Below are 18,352 nucleotides of genomic sequence, written 5' to 3' on the forward strand. Positions count from 1 at the left end.
TCCCTCCTTAACTGCTTTGTTCGACGACGAGGGCGACATTTCGTGGATACAAGGAGCGATAGAGCGCGGGTAACAGTAAGACGATCTGAGTGACTGCGCAAAGTGTGTATGCAATCGTCGCCCCGTATAGTCCGTACAACGGAATCAAGAGGCTACAAGCGACGAGATTGACGACGACACTGCCGAAGATCGAGAGTGTCTGGATTCGAAACTGCTGGAAGCCGGTCAGTAGTGCCTGAATGACGGTCGAATTATAGAAGAACAACGACGCGACCATCATCAAGACGAAAATCAGATGATATTTGACGAACGACGCATTGTAGAAAATCGTCAAGCCCCACTTTCCGAAGAAGATTGCTCCAAGAATCAGGAGGATCCCGACGACGTTCGTCATCAGTAACATCGACCGTGTCAGCTTGCGCAGTTCCGGTAAACTTTGGCGTTCACCAGTCTCTGACGAGAAGTTCGGCAATAAGACAGCAATCAAAGAGTGAATGAACAGACTACCGAGTACGAGTAGATAGGCAATGCTTGCATAATATCCGAGCTCTTCCGTTCCGATCGCATGTCCAACGAATAACCGTGGGATGTTTGCGTTCAAGGCGATCAGGAGAGCGACGAACCCGAGTGGCATCGCTTTGAGGAACAACTCCTTACCGGATCGATATCGTAAGTCGAGCGCTTGATTGTCAAAACCACGACCGACCCGGCGAATCGTCGGGAGATCGTAGACGAGTAACATGATCAAGTTACCAGTGATCAAAGCGATGACGAATCCCTGGATCGAATGGGTCGTAAAGAGAACGAGTGCTGCGCCTGAGACATTCAGGAGACTGCGAAAAATCTTCGAGATGGCGACTTCCTTGAAGGCAGTGTGTCCCTGTAAGAAGCCGTATCCGAGATCAGCGAACGACTCCATGTATTTATTGAGATAGACGAGTAGCGTCAGCAGTAAGATGTTCGCTTCACCGAAGAAATAATAGACACCAAGGAGGACGAACACACCTGCCGAGAGGAGCGAAAAACGAGTCTTGATGAAGAGCCAGAAGTTCGTCAGTCCAGCCCGTTCTGCCGTCAGGATCGTACTGGCATTCAGCCAACAGAACATGACGATTGGTGCGGTGATGGCAAGGGCGTAATTGAAGTAGCCGATATTGAGCGGTGTACTCCATTTGATCAGGAGCGTCAAAATCATCCATTGATGCAATGAATATGCTGTATCCGCAATGAAGATAAGATTGAAGCGAGACAGCCGGACCGTTTTCATCGTTCTCCCCCCTCTCTATTTACGAGCGATCCGCATCGTCGGCGCGACTGGGTCGGCATCGGTCTCGTTCGTCGCTTCTAATAAATACTGGCGAAGTGTCTCCTCCCGATCGAGCGCTTGGGCGATCTCACGCAAGTACGGATCGACGGAGCCGAAGGGGCGTGTCTTTCCGACGAGGATCTTATCGAAGACGAGTTCGTCATGCACCTCATCACGAGCGAGCAGTTCCTCGTAGAGTTTCTCCCCTTTTCGAATCCCGCTGTAGACGATCGGGATCTGTTCTTCCGTAAATCCACTCAAATGAATCAAGTTTTTCGCAAGTGTCGTGATGTGAACCGGTTCACCCATATCGAGGACGAACACTTCGCCACCTTTTGCGAGGACACTCGCTTGAATGACGAGACGACTCGCTTCCGGAATCGTCATGAAGTAACGTGTCATCCGGGGATCGGTGATCGTGATTGGTCCACCTTTCGCGATTTGTTCCTTGAAAAGTGGGATGACGGAACCGCGGCTCCCGAGGACGTTGCCGAACCGGACGACGGCGAACGTCGTTTCGCTATTTCTTGCCATCTGTTGGATGACCATCTCAGCGATTCGCTTTGTCGCCCCCATCACACTCGTCGGGTTGACCGCCTTATCGGTCGAGATCATGACGAAGCGTTTGACTCCAGCCGCTTCTGCTGCTCGGGCGACGTTACGTGTTCCGTAGATATTATTTTTGACGGCTTCGCTCGGATTATCCTCCATCAATGGGACGTGCTTATGGGCTGCCGCATGATAGACGAGGTCCGGTTCGAAGCGTCGCATGACTTCAAGCATCCGGTCACTGTCCTGTACATCGGCGATGACAGATTCAAACTGGATGTCCTGGCTGAGACACTCGAGTTCCCGACGAATCAGGTAGATACTGTTTTCACCGTGTCCAAGAAGGACGAGTCGTTCAGGACGAAAACGAATCAGTTGCCGGCAAATCTCGGAACCGATTGATCCACCAGCCCCGGTGACGAGGACCGTCGCTCCATGCACGCTTCGTTCGATTTCCGTGATATCAAGCTCGACTGGTTCCCGTCCGAGTAAATCAGCAATTGAGACTTCACGGATTTGTTGAATCGAGACCTTACCGGAAGCGAGTTCGACGAGCATCGGTAACGTATGCGCCTCGACTTGCGTCTGTTTAATTCGATTCAACAGTTCGATTCGTCGCGGATACGATAAGGACGGGATCGCGAGGACGACCGCTTCAATCTTTTGTTCCTCGATGATGCATTCAAGTTGCTCGATCGCTCCGATGACAGGAACACCGTGAATTCGCATCCCGCGTAGTTCAAGCGAGTCATCGAGTAATCCAACGACGTTTAAGATGTGCGATTTCTTTTGTTTCAGTTCTTTCGTGATCATCTGTCCGGAAGCTCCGGCACCGATGATTAGCGTCCGTTTGCCGAGCGTCTTATGCTCCGGAACGAGTCTGAGACTACGTCCACGAATCAACAACCGGACGAATAAGATACCGTTCAAGACGAGTCCTGTCTGCAAAAAGATCGCCCGTTCGACCGCAAAGTCGAACAACGCGTATTCAAGACCAAGTAAAACGAAACTACTGGCAAGGACGACGACGAGGAGAACGGCGAGATCGCGTAAACTCGCATAGCGCCAGATGATTTGATAGAAACGCATCCAATGAGCGACGAAGGTGAGGGCAATCCACTGGATGAGGGCGATTTCGAGCGCATCCTGTAACTCGAAATTGACGGTGAGATGGAGCGGATTAAAGAAGTAGAACGTTACTACGGTTGCGAGTGCGATGACTCCGGCGTCGATCAGGCGAAGGAGTCCAATCTTCAACTGCCGACGATACGGGGTAAGCGGGGAATGCTGCATGATGGTGTCTCCTCTCCTCTCTCATGAGTGCGTGCGGGGAATGGCTTTCGGATAACTGTCGGTCGCTTCACGTGTCACTTCTTTTTTGCTTAACGAGCGCGAATAGACGATCAGGAGTCCGAGCATTAAACCAAGGACACCGCCGATTCCCGTATTCATCAAAATGTTCGGGGATACGGGCTTCGTTGGAATTCGTGCACTGGAGAAGACTTCCGTCTTACTCGTGTTAATCAGTTGCGGGAGATAATCCTGGAAGACTTCCGTCATCGTATTTGCCTGGATGGCTGCCTGCTCCGCTGAACGATCCGTGATGGATAAGGCGATGACTTGCGAATCGAGATTACTCGAGACCGTCAGACGATCCGTCAAATCGAATAATCGCTTGTCGGTGACGTTCATCTTTTGGGCGACCTGATCGACGACCTCTGGGCTTCGCAAGATATCTTGATAGGTACTGACGAGTGTCGGCGTCGATGTCGCCTCTGCGTTTGCTTGAGGAACGACGAGGATGTAGGCCGTCGCTTCATATGTCTTCGGAATGACATACGTGCTGAGTGCATATCCGACACCTGCGAAGAGAATCATGAAGAGTGCCAGTAGCCACCAGCCGCGTCGGAGTGTCGTCAGATGATCTCCGAAGGTTTTTCTTTGATGCATCGAGCTCACTGTTGTTCACCTCTTTCTAGCTTGAGCGAATGGATGGACATTGGTTATGTCTACACCTTATTTCCAATCGAATTCCAAAACAATTAGAGCTTGGTGAAAATGATTATATTTTTTTCGGTAGCTATCTCGCTTGCGTGACGCGAGTTCACAGCAGGAATTCATGTCACAAAAAAAACGCGATTCACGAAAAAATGATTGCGTTTTTCTTAATATTTTTTCATTGATCTGCATGATTTTTTAAAAGATGAGGGTAAATACAAATTTGACGATTAAAAAGTATTTGAATCGGTAATAAGTCCTATATGAAGGGTGGATAGTCTTTAGAAATCATGTTAAAATCAGCCAATATACCCACATCGTTTGCCTTATCCATCCTTGTCGTTTGGATCATGCTCGATGCTTGGATTCGTCCCCTATCCTTTACGGACGAAGTGTTACCGAAACACTGGTCACTTTGGTTGCTTCCTGCCTACATCGTTCTGTTCAGCGTCTGTTGGTTCATCTTACGACCGTTCTATCGCGTCAATCGTACAACTGGACATCAAATCGTATTTATTTTTCTGATTTATCTGACATTTCATATTGTATTTTTCTTTTTTAACGCGAATACGGATCGTGTTCTTGCTTCGCTTTACCTCATTTCGACTTGGCTTTTCGTCGGCATCGTCTCTTCGCTCTCACGTACATCGATCGACCAATGGCATCGTCTTCTGTATTACTTCCTTTACGGACAAGCCGTCTTTCTCGCTTCCTACGCACTCATCGTCTCGTTTGGCACAGAGTATGTTCCGGTCGAAAACCTACAATGGCTTCGAATCGGTCCTTTGTCATTTCCTCAGCTGTATGTCGGGGAGCAAGGTTCATTCCTTCGCCTTGCTGGACTGATGAACAATCCGAATACGTTCGCAGCGTGGCTCGTTCCGGGAGGACTGCTTGCTTGGTTCTATCTACTGCGACAGTTTCCACGTCGGCAAAGTCTTCTGCACGCTGTTTTCTTACTCCTGATCGTCATTGCTTTGCTAAGGAGCGGTTCGCAGACAGGAATCTACTCCTTCGCCCTCTTGGCACTCTTGACGAGTATTCGAATGGTTCCAGGAACGAGACGCCGGATGCAGGTAGCTGCCTGTTATGTGACAGGAAGCCTGATCTTATTTGCCGTCTTCGCATTTCAAGGTCTGCTTCCCCGTTTGCTCAGTCTTAACGGACGATTTACGCTTTGGCAAGCAGGATGGCACGCTTCCGCTGACGCGCTCTGGTTCGGTCACGGGATTGGAAGTGCCCCGCGTGGACTGCAGGAACAACTCGGTGAACGGATTCTTTATACATTTCACAGCACACCAATCACGTTTCTCTACGAATTTGGTCTCATCGGTTGTCTGCTGTACGGTGCAGTCTTTCTGTATCTGTTTTATCGACTGCTTCGCATTCAGACGACGGATCTCGCTTTCCTCGCGCTCTTGCTAGCCAGCTGGCTCGGGTTACTCCAATTCACGGAAAGTGTTCTCGTCAGACCGAGTGGATTTTATTTCATTTGGCTCAGCCTTCCTGCTTATGCGTCGCTTCGTCGACTTCCACCTCACGACAGTACCCACACCTAGACGCACCTACACGAAAGGGGTATGACATCATGAAGAAATGGACAGAACAACAAGTCATCGATAGCCTGATCGAAGCTAGTATCGAATATCCCTCTCTCGACGCAAAGACATATGCGCGCTGGTCGGTCGGAAAAGACATTCCATCGATCACGACGATCATCAATGTATTCGGCTCTTGGCGTGAAGCACTCCAAGCTGCTGGTCTCTCATCAATCCGTCCGTATTTTTCAGATGAAGAGATTCTTACTTTCATCAAGGAAGCATCGACACGTTTACATCCCTTCCATAGTAATAGCTACCGGGAGTGGGCAAAGGCCAAACACGGACCATCCTTGACGCTGATCAACTTACGTTTCGGTTCTTGGTCACGTGCGCTTGAAGAAGCACAGATCGAGATGACACGCTCCATCTCGATGACGGAAGAACGGATCATCACTGCTTTACTTGAAGCTTCCGATGTCCTTCCGCGTTTGACAACACAGACGTATGCGATTTGGGCACAGGAAAATGGACATCCGACAGTCGCGACGATTGCCCGTAAATATGGTTCGTGGGCAGATGCTCTCGCTTGCCTTGACATCGCTCCACCTCGCCGGAAATGGGTCGAAGAAGACGTCCTTGAAGCACTGCGGCAGGCACAAGAAGAATTACCTTCTCTCAGCATCATCCATTACCGAAAATGGGCAGAAGGTCGCTCGGTTCCGAGCACCTCGACGATCAACGCCCTCTTCGGCAGCTGGACCTCCGCCGTGCAATGCCTCAAGCGTGCACGCGTTTCTCTTTCCTAATCCTTCTCTTCCATCTAAAAAAGGAGTGACCCGGTACGTTACCGAATCACTCCTTTTTCGTGCGTATCATGATTTTTCGATCTGCTCAAGTAGAGATGCCGGCAATAGTGTCACCGTATCGTGCTTCAACAAATAGATGTCTTCCGTATACGCCCCGATTCGTCGAGGATTGCGTTGCCCGTCGAGATTGTTTCGGATCGCTTTCGGAAAATTGACACCACACTCATAGGCATGAAGATACCCCCCACCAAATCGTGGATTGATTTCTGATAAGTAGAGCGTTCCGTCAACATCAAACAGATCAAAATCTAGTGGACCGACGAGACGAGTTCCCGCTAAGACCTGTTCAATCAATTCAAAGACGTCGTCGCGTTTGACGGAGCGACTCTTATCCGTTTCTCCTGCGCGCATGACGAGTTTCTCCTTAATGAAGATATCCGTCACTTCATGCGTCAGCCAATCGACATAAACATCAACACCAAGCTCTTGTCCTCTTAAGTATTCCTGAATCAATAAATTCGGATGGACAGCGAACAATCCTTCGACGACCTGAAGGGAGGAGACGGTTTGGACATGAAGACTAGCACTGCCGTTACGTGGTTTTACGAAGACTGGAAATGCGACTTCCCCTTGCGCAAGCGCATTTTTAAAGGTGTCGAGCGTCGTGTATGTCCGTGCATGGGCAATCCCTTCCGTGACACAATACGTATACATAGCGTATTTATCAAAGCATAATTGGCACGCATCCACCGGTGAGACAAGAACCGTGACACCGATCGCTTCAAATCGTTTTGATGCCGCTGCGAGCAACTCCAGTTCGGGATCTATCAACGACAACAGCGCCGTTATGCCTTCCCGCTGACACAACTCTAGTAGATGATCGATATACCCCGGTGCGTCGATGCGCGGGACAAGATAATGACGTTCCGTCATATAAAGACCCGGTGCAAGTGGATTACAATCCGCAGTACTGACGTGACCGTCCGGCATCTCACGGACGAAGTACTCGACCAGTTTCGTCCGGCGACCGACGCTTGTCATCAACAAATGAGCAGTCTTCATAGGGCAATCTCCTTCGTTAAAAGTGATGCCTTTTCTTTTCGTGCCAGAAAGAAAGACTTCCTGCTTGGCGCTGTACTTTTTTCCTACGAACGAGCAGATAACATCCGATTCCGATCAATGCTCCGGTTCCATCGAGTAGCACATCTTGGACGAGACCAGTCCGGTCACCCGTTAAAATTTGATGAAACTCATCAAACACAGCGATGGTGATTGCTAATGAGTAAGCGAACAAGACGGCAAGACCCGGTGTCAAACGACGACGCGTCAAATCAATCAAGCCGATACCTAATACGAGAAACGTCGAGACGTGCGCTGCTTTACGAATGAAAAATTCAATGAATCCACTGCGTCCGAGCGCCGCTACACTGACTTCTCCATGATACGAGAAGGAGATGAATCGCAGATGATCGACGAACCCTAATGGGATATAGCGAGATAGATCAGGTTTGATCGATTGTGCCTGATAAGGCATCGAACTTGAAATAAAGAGGATCAATAGGACGGCAAAGACGACATAGCCGGACCAGGTGATTTTTTTCATGAAGACACTCCCTTATTTGATGTCACTTTAGAATAGCATGGACAGAAACGATAGGCGATTTTCTCCAAAAACTAATTTCTATTTTAACCCAGTTCATTTTTTTAGTTTCCTTGAAAAACGATATTTTACATTTATCAGGTTTCTTTTATAATAAAAGTGGTTAATTAGTACTATAAAGAATGAGCTGAAGAATAGGAGTGGAGTGCCATGAATCGTGCACTAGGTAAAAAAATCATGCAATTGCGCAAACAACACAAGTATACTCAAAAGTTTTTAGCTGAACGGTGTGGGGAAACAGCAACGGACATCTCCGCTTACGAACGTGGTCAGCGCATGCCCTCTCCTCAAGTTCTAGAACGCTTAGCTCTTACTTTAGACACGACGGTCATTGATCTCATCGATCCGAAGTATGTACAGCATCCTTCGTTGAATGAATTCATGCAACAAGCGCTTGAACCATCACAACCGCTTGATCTGAAACTCATTCTCGAAGACTTACTCGTTCACCTCAGTCTGTCAAAGGAAATTTATTTCGATGGACGCCTCGTCTCAGCGGACGTGCGGGATGAGATGGCGACGTCGATTGATCAAGCGTTACAACGCGGACTTTCTTCCATCGAGGCGTAAAAAGGGATCAAAATCAGCTGATTTTGATCCCTTTTTCTTATTCTGTTTGGACGATATGGTCGATGTACAATTGTCCCTCTTCATATGTCGCTTCTAATAGTTGACGAAAAAACGCATTTTCACTTGTTTTCTCGGATACGAATACACGTGTGTAGCGCTGGTGCGCCTGCGCGAGTACACTGAATTTCAGAGTACGGGTAGATGAAGAGAAGAACAATTGTCGACCGGGATGACCAAAGGCGTCCGTTGCTTTCGATTCTTCTAAGAAGTGAAAAGATTCGTCTGGAAACAAGGTCTCAATGAACGATAGACAACTTTGCTGAAAGGTACTTCCGTTCTGATTTTCCATGATGCGTCCGGCTCCTCTTTCTCATGATGTACTTCGAATCGTGAAAAGGAAACTACTGTATCCAATTACCCAGTCTTTAGACCTATTCAAACCAGTATATTACATATATTTTTCTTTTTATTATCACATTATATTTTATACTTATTGTTTTTCGAACTCCAGCACGAGTGTCGTCTTTCCTTCGTACAAAAATTGTCCACGATAGCGCGATAGCGTCGCAAATTCAAACAGCGTGTTCGGTTCATACAAATATTCGACCGCATAACTGATTTTTTCCTCATTCCCCGATTTGAGATAGGCGTTGAACAATAAACGTTCACCGTCGACTTGATAGCCATAGAACAGCAAAGTTTTTTGAAAACGTCGCGTCGCGATCGGATGAGCGATCGATTTTAGATGATCGACGCGATACAAGGACACGAGCAAGCGTCCTCCCTGTCGTAGCAACTGACGGATGTTTCGGAAGAACAACAGTAATTCTCCGCGCGTATAACGTAAAATCGTCGTTCCCGGTAAGATGATTCGATCAAAATATTCAGGTCCGACGACGTCCGTCACGTCATGACTCCATCCATAAACCTTATGTTGATACTTCTCCGTAATCTGTTTCGTCCGTGCAGCTTCCGGTTCGATCAGATAAAGATCGTATCCTTCATCCGACAAAAGATTAAAGAGCGCTGGATCAAACGTTCCATGAAACAGGATTCGCTCGCCTTTTCGTAAATAACGCCGATACAGCATCAGCTCATCGACTTCATTTAACTGTTGCGCTTCCTGATACAGTTGACCGAATCGTTCATCTGCCTGAACATGATTCAGTACCTGGACGCGCGAGTAGCTCCCTTTACGCAAGAATGGACCAAATAAGACATCACCCATGATACATCAACTCCTTGTAGTGCTGAATCGCTTCTTCATAATCTGCGCCGAGTCGCTCCGGTAATACGTCGAACTGTTCCTTTTGATCCGCTTCCAGAATCCAGAGAAATGCTTCGTTCGTCTCAAATAAACGTAACGTCGTCCGGTCAAAAGCAAAACAGCCTTCCTCGTTTTGAATACCGATTAACGTCAATGGTCCGATTCGCCCGGACGTCCGAGGCAATTCGAGATCAGAGTACGGTGTGATGAAACGGCTCGTTCCCTGAAACGTTCCTGCCAGTTGATACAGTAGAGGAAACAGCTCCAGTTCAGTTTGTGATGCAAGCGCGTCAGGTTGAGGTTGCTGTTCTCGGAATGACTCGATATCAACGGAGATATCTGCACTCAACTGAATCGTCTTCTGTCGATCGGCGTAAATCCCGTCCGCAAAAAAGAATAGTCGATGCGAAACACGTAATCCACTTAACGTCGCATAGTCGAGGATTCCCATCGACTGATCGTTTTGAATCCGTCCCGTTTGTTGCCAGTCCGCTAGTCGCTCCGCAAGAGCATCACGTGACAAGATCGTTAGTTGCGAATCAAGTGAGGGAGAGAGGCGATCGGAAAACGTCAACAGAATCGGTGTCCGGCTCATCAGTTCGATGATCGGTAGATCGTGACGCATCGGGTGATCAAAATAGATGACGCTGTTGATCGTCATCGCATGAAAGCTACTAGCTGGAATCCGCTCTAGTAACGAGCTGTCTTCGATGTAGACATGACGTAACGGTTGCGGATGGTGCGGCACCGACGCTGGATACACACCCGTCATCAACGAGAGAAGCGCATGATGGACAGCTGGAACGGATGCAGAAGCAGGCATTTCTTCCGGCGGTAAGAAGAGACCATTCAGGAAATCCGGTTGTCCGAACAGGACTTCTCCATTTGGACGAATCAAGTGGAACTGGACATGCAACATCTCGTGTTGCAAATACGCGACGAGTCGTAACGTCCGTTCTCCTTCCCCTTGGAGGACGAAGACGTAATGCTCATACTCCTGAAAATCCATATAATCGAGTAAATCATGGAACGTATGCGCGTCGTAATCAAACGCGTCGAGCGAAATACGGTGCGTCTCACAAAACGTCTGCAGTTCGAGCGATGGTAGAGAACGTTGCAGCCAGCCGTCTTGTTCCGATAAAAGCGATAATCCGATCATGTCCTCTCTCCTTTCTCATCAAATGATTGAAAAAAGGGCTTCATTCTAATAGCCGAATGAAGTCCTTTTGTGTGGATTAAGCCGATTTGACGTTTTCTTTTGGTTTCGTAGCAGTCCGGTCCATTTCCCGATGAGCGAGGGGGGCGACGGAGACGGTAGCAGGATTGAGACACCAAGCGCATGAAGTCATGTTACGTCGCGTTTCTTTTAAGATGAGTGTCATGGTTGTACCCCTTTCTGAATCAAGTGTGATGGTCGTTGAAACATTGATACGAAATCAAGTAAATCAGTAGTATCTCGTCTTGTTCGCTTCTATAATAGAAGTTGATACCCTATACCAGTTCAATCTCCACGAAAGGACGAGGAGCCGATGGATCAATTCATGTCACCGCAAATCGGCTTAGCATTACGCCGCTTGCGGAAGAAACATAATCTGACACAAAAAGATTTAGCAAACGGAATCTGCAGTCAAGCAGAGATTAGTAAGATCGAGAGTGGTACGCATTCGCCGACGGTCGAGCTTCTCTTCGCTCTGTCTAAAAAACTACAAGTTCCTTTTTCTTCATTCTTTGATCATGCCAATTATCGTGAAGCTTTCTATCATCTAGACGAAGAACTACTGAAAAAATTTCGAAATAACGAATTTGATGACGTTTACCATGAAACAAAATCAAGACTAGAACAATCAAATGTTGATGAGGAAGTTAGCTTGCTACTTAACTATTACAATAATATTGCTGCTCACAAATTAAATAAAATTGATTATAGAACTTGCATTGTAGTCTTACGCCAGCTATCGGAAAAGTATTCCTCCACTTTTTATTCTCCTAGCATGATTATTCGAATAAAGTCAGCGATTGCAAATCTGTACTCTGAAAATAAAAATTATTCACATAGTAGAAAAGTTTACGAAGAAATTATTAACCTAGACTTTGAGAGCGAAGAACTTGTATTAGATCGTATTCGCATTCTATATAATTTCTCAAAAACTCTTTTTCAGTTGAAAGACATGCAGTATGCGCTCAACATAACTAATGAAGCAATCGAGCAAAGTTTAAAATATAAAGATATGTCTATGCTTGGTCAGCTATATTACCAAAAAGGTTCTTGTCTTGAAAATTTAAACGAAGACTATGATTTAATCAAAAAATCTTATGAACGAGCTTTTGTATTCTTTGAATTATTAAAAATGAAAGAATATCAGCAAATCATATTAACCTATAAATCAAAATACATTATCTAATTAAACTTGTGCCTTATTTATAACAACATACTCATACGGTAATTCTGTTTTTGCCACTTGCTTCACTGCATACTCATAAGGCAGTTCTGTTTTTGCCACTTGCTTCACTGCATACTCATAAGGCAGTTCTGTTTTTGCCACTTGCTTCACTGCATACTCATAAGGCAGTTCTGTTTTTGCTACCTGCTGAAAATGATCCGCTTGATTTAAATTTGCAACTCCCATACTAAACAGGAGTGCTCCTAATCCTAAAGCAACTTTGTTTTTCAAGTTCATTTAAATAACCTCCTATTATTTTTCGTATGGCTTCGTAACAACATCATATAACCTTAGACCCCCTCTGAATATTCGAATACGAATAATTATGGTATTTTACACATTTTTTTCATTTTCTATTACTTTTGGCTCGGGTCATATGTCCCTAAAAATGAGTTTTTCTTACAAATCATCCATCAATATGTAGAATTTGTGTATGAAAATAGATTTTTCTGAATATTTAACTATTATAAAATTTCGTAACAGACAAAAAGAGAGCTAGTCCAACTCATACGAGTCGAACCAGCTCTCTTTATTTTGATGATTGTCGTAACGCGATGACATAAAATATACCGAGTATGAGAATCACACCTAGTAGTATCGAACTAATTGTTGTCCGAGTCGACGTATCCGGCATCCATATCCCAAGTCCCAAATTGATTGCTGCGATAATTAGGACGAGCCAAACGATCGTACGTGGTCGCATACCGATCTCCTTCCTGGTCTCCTCTGCCGTCCGCTCACCGAATATGCTATGGTGACAATAACAAAGGAGGTTCTGTTCATGAATAGACTTGCAGTATTTTGTGGTTCTAAAGATGGTGCGCATCCTGTCTTTCGCGAAGCAGCGGGCACACTTGGTCAAGCGCTCGCCGCACGCGACATCGGACTCGTATACGGCGGTTCTCGCGTTGGAACGATGGGAGCTGTTGCGGACGCTACGCTTGCCGCTCAAGGTCAAGCGATAGGTGTCCTCCCCCACTTTCTACAAGAGAAGGAATTAGCACACCCGGAACTGACTGAATTGCATCTCGTCCACTCGATGCACGAGCGGAAAGCAAAGATGTCAGAGCTTGCCGATGGCTTCATTATTCTTCCTGGCGGACCCGGAACGATGGAAGAGTTTTTCGAAGTCTTCACATGGGCCCAACTTGGTCTGCATGAAAAACCGTGCGGTGTACTCAACATTGACGGGTACTATGACCCCTTGATTGCCCTGTTCGACACGATGGAACGTCAAGGATTCTTGATTCCCGAACACCGAGCGATGCTGATCGTCGAGTCGGATCCGGATCGTCTCTTAGAACGCTTCGCCACATATGAAGCGCCACACGTTAAAACGTATATGGATCGCTCACAAACCTGATGAAAACGGAGTCCTCGACTCCGTTTTTTTTGATGCATTCGCCTACTCTTCCGATATTTCTTCTCTCACTTACTAGTTTTCTCCACTCCGTTTCAGGATTCCTACTCTTTGGGCACAAAAAAAACCAGATGCGCAGAGGCATCTGGTAAAACGTTAGAAGAACTTCATGATTGCGTCACTAAGATTCGTCAAAGACGGTGTCTCGTCAATGACCATCAAACTACCTGCCGCGATCGCGAGTAATCCGAGACCCGATAAAATCCAGCCAGGATGTTTTACGTTGACGTCAGCATCGACGTTTTCTTTTCCGGACCGCGCATTCGCTGCTTGTTCCTTCAAGCGATCGCGACGGTACTGGTGTTGTTCCTCTTTTGACCATTTCTTATATTCTGCGAGGAACTTCTTATATTCTGGTAAGACATCCTTCGTCGTCCCGTCGAGTCGAACTTGACCGTATTCGAGCCAGACGACACGCTCACAGAAACTCTTGATTTGCGAGAGCGAGTGACTGACGAAGATGATCGTCTTGCCTTCGTCCTTGAATTCGTTCATCTTATCGATACAACGGTTATAGAAGGTTTGGTCACCGACCGATAATGCTTCATCGACGATCAAGATGTCGGCATCGACATTGACAGCGATTGCGAAGCCAAGTCGTGACTTCATCCCACTCGAGTATTTCTTGATTGGCTGATCAATGAAGTCACCGATATCGGCGAAATCGATGATTCCAGGCATCCGACGTTCGATTTCCGCGTCGTCCATCCCAAGCAGGAGACATTTCAAGCGAATGTTCTCGCGTCCTGTCAGCACGTTCTTCAATCCTTGGGACACGGCGATGATCGCGACTTCTCCGTTGATCGCGACGTTTCCTTCGTTCGCGTAGATGATCCCTGAAATCAGATTCGAGAGCGTCGATTTACCCGAACCGTTGATTCCGACGAGACCGACGACTTCTCCTTTTCCAATCTCAAGTGAGATATCGCGTAAAGCTGTAAAGGTTTTAACGCTCTTGCTTTGATTTTTGAACAAGAGCTTGAATTTTTCTTTCGTAGTCGTGACCATGTCGAAGCGTTTCGTGACATGGTCGAGTTTAATCATAGACATGGCGATTTCCTTCCCTTAAACGAGCTCAGTGAATGATTTACGGAACTTGATGTGCAAGAACGTTCCGGCTGAGAATAAGAGGAGCGTGATACTCCAGAAGTACAGACCCGTTGGCCATTCTTGCCAGACCCAATGTCCGCCAAGCAAGCTCGCCCGGTATCCCTCGACGAGATAGTAGACCGGATTCAAGCGGAGGACCCCATGTAAGACGTCCGGGAACCGCTCGATGTTCCACAGGATCGGTGTCATATAAAAGAGCATCCGCATCATCGATTGCAAGAAGAGCTGGATGTCCTTGACGAGTGTGACGAGTGTCGAAAAGCAAAGCGAGAATGCATAGACGAAAATGTATGTGGCGATCATATAATACGGCAATTGAAGCAGTTTCCATGTGATCGGAATGCCGTTTGCAATGATGACGACGATGACGATCGCAAGCATCGCAAAATGTTGATACATCCGTGACAAGATGACATACGATGGAATCGCACTCATCGGGAAACGCATCTTTGTTACCATTGCGAGACGGCTGTTGATCGAATTCGACCCCCGAAGCAACGCATCGTTGATGAAGAACCAGACGACGATCCCGCAAAGGAGCCAGACGATGAACGGAATGTTTCCATCGACGTCCTTATTTCCGCGAAGACCGACCCCGAAGACGAACCAGTAGATGAAGATTTGGAGACCCGGATTGAGGAGCTCCCATAAAAGGCCAAGGCGTTGCTCTGCATGCGCTGATTTGATTTCATATCGCGCCAACCGGCGAATCAGGGGGAAATTATCGACCTGTTCCCGGATGATACTTCTCATTTCTTTCAGCATAAGTGTAAGTTCCTTCCGATTCATGATACATGTATTTTATTTTCATATTCGTTGATTCCACTCAAAAAAGACGGATGCCGTCCGCGATTGCTCAAACGAACGCTCCCTCCGCGTGAACGGGACCTTGCCCGGTCGATTCTGACTCGCCTCCTTCTTCGTTTACTCGTGCATGATAGAAGCAATACTTCCTATATACACTTAATCAATTCTAGCCATCGGGAAAAAGCGTGTCAATGTATTGGACGAACCGACACCAAACTGTAGTTTTTCAGGCACGAAAAAACCGGCGGGTATACCACCGGTCATCTCCTAGTTTGTTTCCTTTATGCGTGATTAAAATGTGGAAACTCAATCGTCGTCGGTGGCGAAGCAAGCCCCCACACGAGGAGGACCGTAATCACACAAATAATGCCGACGAGGACGCCTCCTCGAACCTTATCATTCATCCAGCGTTGCCCCTTTTCATCCGAACTACTTGTATACTGACATCATACAATATTTAGCAATTTCCGACTACTAAAAAATCGACATTTAATGGGAATGTTTAACGATTGTTCATATTCTTTCGTTTCATTTTTATTCGAGACAAGATATAATGAAAGCGTTATCATTTAATCAAGAAAGCGAACGTTCGGATTTGAATCCTATCAAACGAACGACTCCCGTAGGTTGTCATGTTGTCGGACCTAAGAATTTACGTTATTTACAAAAGGTTCATCCCACGAAGCTTTCCGAACCCTTTATAGTAGAAGAAGAGGTCAACGATCGCAGCTCGACCTTGCATTCATACCCCACTCTTGAAGGAGGATTTTTACGTATGTACAAATCAAAACCGCTTTACGCGGCAGCTGTGGCTGTCGCCCTGACGACATCGGCAATCGTGCCGGTTGCCCAAACGACAGTTTCGGCTGCAACGCATGTCAAAGTCAAAACGGTCAAACTCAAGTCACTCGTCTTCACGAAAGGTGCTCCGGTCAAACTCCCTGCTACATATAAAGGTGAGAAAATCACATGGAAATCTTACGATCGCCATGCGTTCAACCGTTACCAAACGGTCAAAGGCACATACGGTAAGAAAAAGAATCCAATCGAAGTCAAGATTTACATCCAGAACTATGCAGTGAAGTTCGTCGAGAAAGTCGCGGATCAAACGATTTACGTTGATCAAAAGCCAGAATTGCCAAAAACATTGGCTGTTCTCTACGCGACAGGTCGTATCTATGACAAACCAGTCCGTTGGTCGAAGGTCGATACGAGCGAAGCAGGTGTGAAATACGCGGTCGCAAGTTATACACGCCTCGGAAAGACAATTACATTAAAAGCAAAAATCACAGTTCTCGACGTCAACACGGATGACTTCTCGATCGGTTTGATGCACACGAACGATACGCACGCGAACCTCGATAAGACACCAAAACGTGCGACAGTCATCAAAGAACTTCGCGCAGCTTACCGTGCAGAAGGTAAACCATCGCTTCTCTTAGATGCAGGTGACGTCTTCTCTGGAACACTCTACTTCAACAAGTTCCTCGGTCAAGCAGATCTTGAACTGATGAACTACATGAAATACGACATGATGACATTCGGTAACCACGAGTTCGATCTTGGGGATACTGACAATAACATCGCCTTGAAAAACTTCGTCACGGCTGCAAAATTCCCGTTCATCACAGCGAACGTCGATTTCAGCAAAAATAAGTCGTTCAATGGTCTACAAAAGAAAACAATCACTGCAGGACCGGAGCGCGGCAAGATTTATCAAGGCATCATCAAGGAATACAAAGGTCAAAAAATCGGTTTCTTCGGTCTGACGACAGAAGAGACGAAAGATATCGCAAGCCCAGGTACGGTTGCGTTTGCAAACTATATTGATAGCGCTAAAGCTGCTGTCAAAAAGCTTGAAGATCGTGGCGTCAATAAAATCGTAGCGTTGACACACATCGGTTTTGATGACAACGAAGCAATCGATAACGATCAATTGCTTGCACGTAATGTCGACGGGATTGATGTTATCGTCGGCGGTCACTCGCACACGAAACTTGAAAAACCGGTCGTCGTTGATGAGACGGTCGTTCCAGGCAAAGCAGAACCGACAATCATCGCTCAAGCCTACCAATACGGTGATTTCCTCGGAAATCTTGATTTGACGTTCGACTACAAAGGAAAATTGACTGAGTATAACGGTTCATTGATTGATGTTTCTACAGCAAAAGAAGATGTGCGTGCGGCTGAAATCCTTAAGCCATATGCGGATCAAATCGCTGAGTTGAAAAACGAAGAAGTCGGTGCGAATATCGTTAATGCCCTTCCAAACCCACGCGGCGAAATCAGTGTCCGCAACAGCGAAACGGCTCTCGGAAACTTGATCACGGATGGTATGCTCAAAAAAGCAAAAGAATACAATAAAGACACAGTCATCGCGATGCAAAACGGTGGAGGGATCCGTGCTGCCATTGATGCTGGACCACTCACTGTCGGTGAAGTCTTAACGACGCTTCCATTCGGTAACACACTTGCGACAGCGAAAATGACCGGTGAAGAAATCAAGAATCTTCTTGAAATCAGTGTTGGGGTTGCGCCAAAAGAAAACGGTGGTTTCCTCCACGTCTCTGGTATGAAGTTCGAGTACGACAGCACAAAAGCTGCAGGTGAGCGCGTCACGAAGATGGAAGTCAAAAATGGTGACACGTACGATCTTATTGATCCAGCGAAGACTTATGTTCTCGCAACGAATGCCTTCACGGCTAAAGGCGGCGATGGTCTCACACCATTCGCGACGGCTTATGAAGAAGGCCGTGTCACGGATCTCGGTCTCTCTGACTGGGAAAACCTACGTGATTTCACAAAATCACTCGGTGAAGTCAATTACAACATCGAAGGTCGTATCGTCGACACATCAAAATTACCAAACTAATTCAA

The 18,352-nt window shown here is 46.6% G+C and carries 20 protein-coding genes; 6 read left to right on the top strand and 14 right to left on the bottom strand.

Going from position 1 to position 18,352, the window contains the following annotated elements; genetic code table 11:
• Positions 1 to 7 precede the first annotated feature (7 nt).
• From ACN9MT_RS13430 to ACN9MT_RS13440, 3 genes are read right to left on the bottom strand one after another with little or no spacing between them, the layout of a single operon-like run.
• Positions 8 to 1,267 (bottom strand): oligosaccharide flippase family protein, encoded by a 1,260-nt coding sequence (locus ACN9MT_RS13430; RefSeq protein ID WP_056063271.1) that lies wholly within the window; start codon positions 1,265 to 1,267, stop codon positions 8 to 10.
• A gap of 15 nt (positions 1,268 to 1,282) precedes the next feature.
• Entirely contained in the window at positions 1,283 to 3,148 is a 1,866-nt protein-coding gene (locus ACN9MT_RS13435) for a polysaccharide biosynthesis protein (protein ID WP_426272377.1), read from the bottom strand.
• 21 nt (positions 3,149 to 3,169) lie between these two features.
• Positions 3,170 to 3,805, bottom strand: coding sequence for a YveK family protein (locus ACN9MT_RS13440; protein WP_426272378.1), 636 nt, complete (start codon positions 3,803 to 3,805; stop codon positions 3,170 to 3,172).
• Positions 3,806 to 4,143: 338 nt separating this feature from the next.
• Between ACN9MT_RS13440 and ACN9MT_RS13445 the strand changes: the two genes are divergently transcribed.
• The gene (locus ACN9MT_RS13445; protein WP_426272379.1) at positions 4,144 to 5,412 is read left to right on the top strand and encodes an O-antigen ligase family protein; all 1,269 of its coding nucleotides are present in this window, start codon (positions 4,144 to 4,146) and stop codon (positions 5,410 to 5,412) included.
• 29 nt (positions 5,413 to 5,441) lie between these two features.
• The gene (locus ACN9MT_RS13450; RefSeq protein ID WP_290774633.1) at positions 5,442 to 6,200 is read left to right on the top strand and encodes a homing endonuclease associated repeat-containing protein; all 759 of its coding nucleotides are present in this window, start codon (positions 5,442 to 5,444) and stop codon (positions 6,198 to 6,200) included.
• 66 nt (positions 6,201 to 6,266) lie between these two features.
• On the opposite strand, the gene ACN9MT_RS13455 is transcribed toward ACN9MT_RS13450, so the two are convergent.
• Both ACN9MT_RS13455 and ACN9MT_RS13460 read right to left on the bottom strand, forming a co-directional pair.
• Positions 6,267 to 7,262 (bottom strand): ATP-grasp domain-containing protein, encoded by a 996-nt coding sequence (locus tag ACN9MT_RS13455; protein WP_426272380.1) that lies wholly within the window; start codon positions 7,260 to 7,262, stop codon positions 6,267 to 6,269.
• Positions 7,263 to 7,278: 16 nt separating this feature from the next.
• Entirely contained in the window at positions 7,279 to 7,803 is a 525-nt protein-coding gene (locus tag ACN9MT_RS13460; RefSeq protein ID WP_312193231.1) for a VanZ family protein, read from the bottom strand.
• 207 nt (positions 7,804 to 8,010) lie between these two features.
• Here ACN9MT_RS13460 and ACN9MT_RS13465 point away from each other — a divergent pair, with 207 nt between their 5' ends.
• The gene (locus tag ACN9MT_RS13465) at positions 8,011 to 8,430 is read left to right on the top strand and encodes a helix-turn-helix domain-containing protein (protein WP_426272381.1); all 420 of its coding nucleotides are present in this window, start codon (positions 8,011 to 8,013) and stop codon (positions 8,428 to 8,430) included.
• Positions 8,431 to 8,467: 37 nt separating this feature from the next.
• Here the strand turns inward: ACN9MT_RS13465 and ACN9MT_RS13470 are convergent, their stop codons facing one another.
• From ACN9MT_RS13470 to ACN9MT_RS13485, 4 genes are all read right to left on the bottom strand, one after another.
• A complete protein-coding gene (locus tag ACN9MT_RS13470; RefSeq protein WP_426272382.1) occupies positions 8,468 to 8,779 on the bottom strand; it encodes a hypothetical protein in 312 nt (103 codons plus the stop codon).
• Positions 8,780 to 8,920: 141 nt separating this feature from the next.
• Positions 8,921 to 9,658: a hypothetical protein gene (locus ACN9MT_RS13475; RefSeq protein ID WP_426272383.1), complete on the bottom strand. Its 738-nt coding sequence runs from the start codon at positions 9,656 to 9,658 to the stop codon at positions 8,921 to 8,923.
• Positions 9,651 to 10,856, bottom strand: a complete 1,206-nt coding sequence (locus ACN9MT_RS13480) for a hypothetical protein (protein WP_426272384.1) — start codon at positions 10,854 to 10,856, stop codon at positions 9,651 to 9,653. Before ACN9MT_RS13480 ends, ACN9MT_RS13475 begins: the two co-directional genes overlap by 8 nt.
• Before the next feature lie 76 nt (positions 10,857 to 10,932).
• Complete coding sequence (locus tag ACN9MT_RS13485) at positions 10,933 to 11,079, bottom strand: hypothetical protein (RefSeq protein WP_214858338.1); 147 nt, start codon at positions 11,077 to 11,079, stop codon at positions 10,933 to 10,935.
• 147 nt (positions 11,080 to 11,226) lie between these two features.
• On the opposite strand from ACN9MT_RS13485, the gene ACN9MT_RS13490 reads away from it, so the two are divergent.
• On the top strand, positions 11,227 to 12,099 hold the full coding sequence (locus tag ACN9MT_RS13490; protein ID WP_290785799.1) for a helix-turn-helix domain-containing protein: 873 nt from the start codon (positions 11,227 to 11,229) through the stop codon (positions 12,097 to 12,099).
• On the opposite strand, the gene ACN9MT_RS13495 is transcribed toward ACN9MT_RS13490, so the two are convergent.
• Complete coding sequence (locus ACN9MT_RS13495) at positions 12,100 to 12,375, bottom strand: hypothetical protein (protein ID WP_426272385.1); 276 nt, start codon at positions 12,373 to 12,375, stop codon at positions 12,100 to 12,102. It lies immediately after the preceding gene.
• A gap of 292 nt (positions 12,376 to 12,667) precedes the next feature.
• A complete protein-coding gene (locus tag ACN9MT_RS13500) occupies positions 12,668 to 12,841 on the bottom strand; it encodes a hypothetical protein (RefSeq protein ID WP_200934380.1) in 174 nt (57 codons plus the stop codon).
• A 78-nt stretch (positions 12,842 to 12,919) separates the two neighbouring features.
• Here ACN9MT_RS13500 and ACN9MT_RS13505 point away from each other — a divergent pair, with 78 nt between their 5' ends.
• The gene (locus ACN9MT_RS13505; protein ID WP_426272386.1) at positions 12,920 to 13,501 is read left to right on the top strand and encodes a TIGR00730 family Rossman fold protein; all 582 of its coding nucleotides are present in this window, start codon (positions 12,920 to 12,922) and stop codon (positions 13,499 to 13,501) included.
• 153 nt (positions 13,502 to 13,654) lie between these two features.
• Here ACN9MT_RS13505 and ACN9MT_RS13510 read toward each other — a convergent pair whose 3' ends face one another.
• From ACN9MT_RS13510 to ACN9MT_RS13520, 3 genes are all read right to left on the bottom strand, one after another.
• Entirely contained in the window at positions 13,655 to 14,608 is a 954-nt protein-coding gene (locus tag ACN9MT_RS13510; RefSeq protein ID WP_035410435.1) for an ABC transporter ATP-binding protein, read from the bottom strand.
• Positions 14,609 to 14,623: 15 nt separating this feature from the next.
• Positions 14,624 to 15,433, bottom strand: coding sequence for an ABC transporter permease (locus tag ACN9MT_RS13515; RefSeq protein ID WP_035410437.1), 810 nt, complete (start codon positions 15,431 to 15,433; stop codon positions 14,624 to 14,626).
• Positions 15,434 to 15,756: 323 nt separating this feature from the next.
• Positions 15,757 to 15,879 (bottom strand): hypothetical protein, encoded by a 123-nt coding sequence (locus ACN9MT_RS13520; protein WP_426272387.1) that lies wholly within the window; start codon positions 15,877 to 15,879, stop codon positions 15,757 to 15,759.
• Positions 15,880 to 16,250: 371 nt separating this feature from the next.
• On the opposite strand from ACN9MT_RS13520, the gene ACN9MT_RS13525 reads away from it, so the two are divergent.
• Complete coding sequence (locus tag ACN9MT_RS13525; RefSeq protein WP_426272388.1) at positions 16,251 to 18,347, top strand: 5'-nucleotidase C-terminal domain-containing protein; 2,097 nt, start codon at positions 16,251 to 16,253, stop codon at positions 18,345 to 18,347.
• Positions 18,348 to 18,352: the final 5 nt, after the last annotated feature.

The sequence above is a fragment of the Exiguobacterium sp. R-17 genome, assembly GCF_049913315.1.
In the GTDB taxonomy this organism is placed as follows: Bacteria; Bacillota; Bacilli; order Exiguobacteriales; family Exiguobacteriaceae; genus Exiguobacterium_A.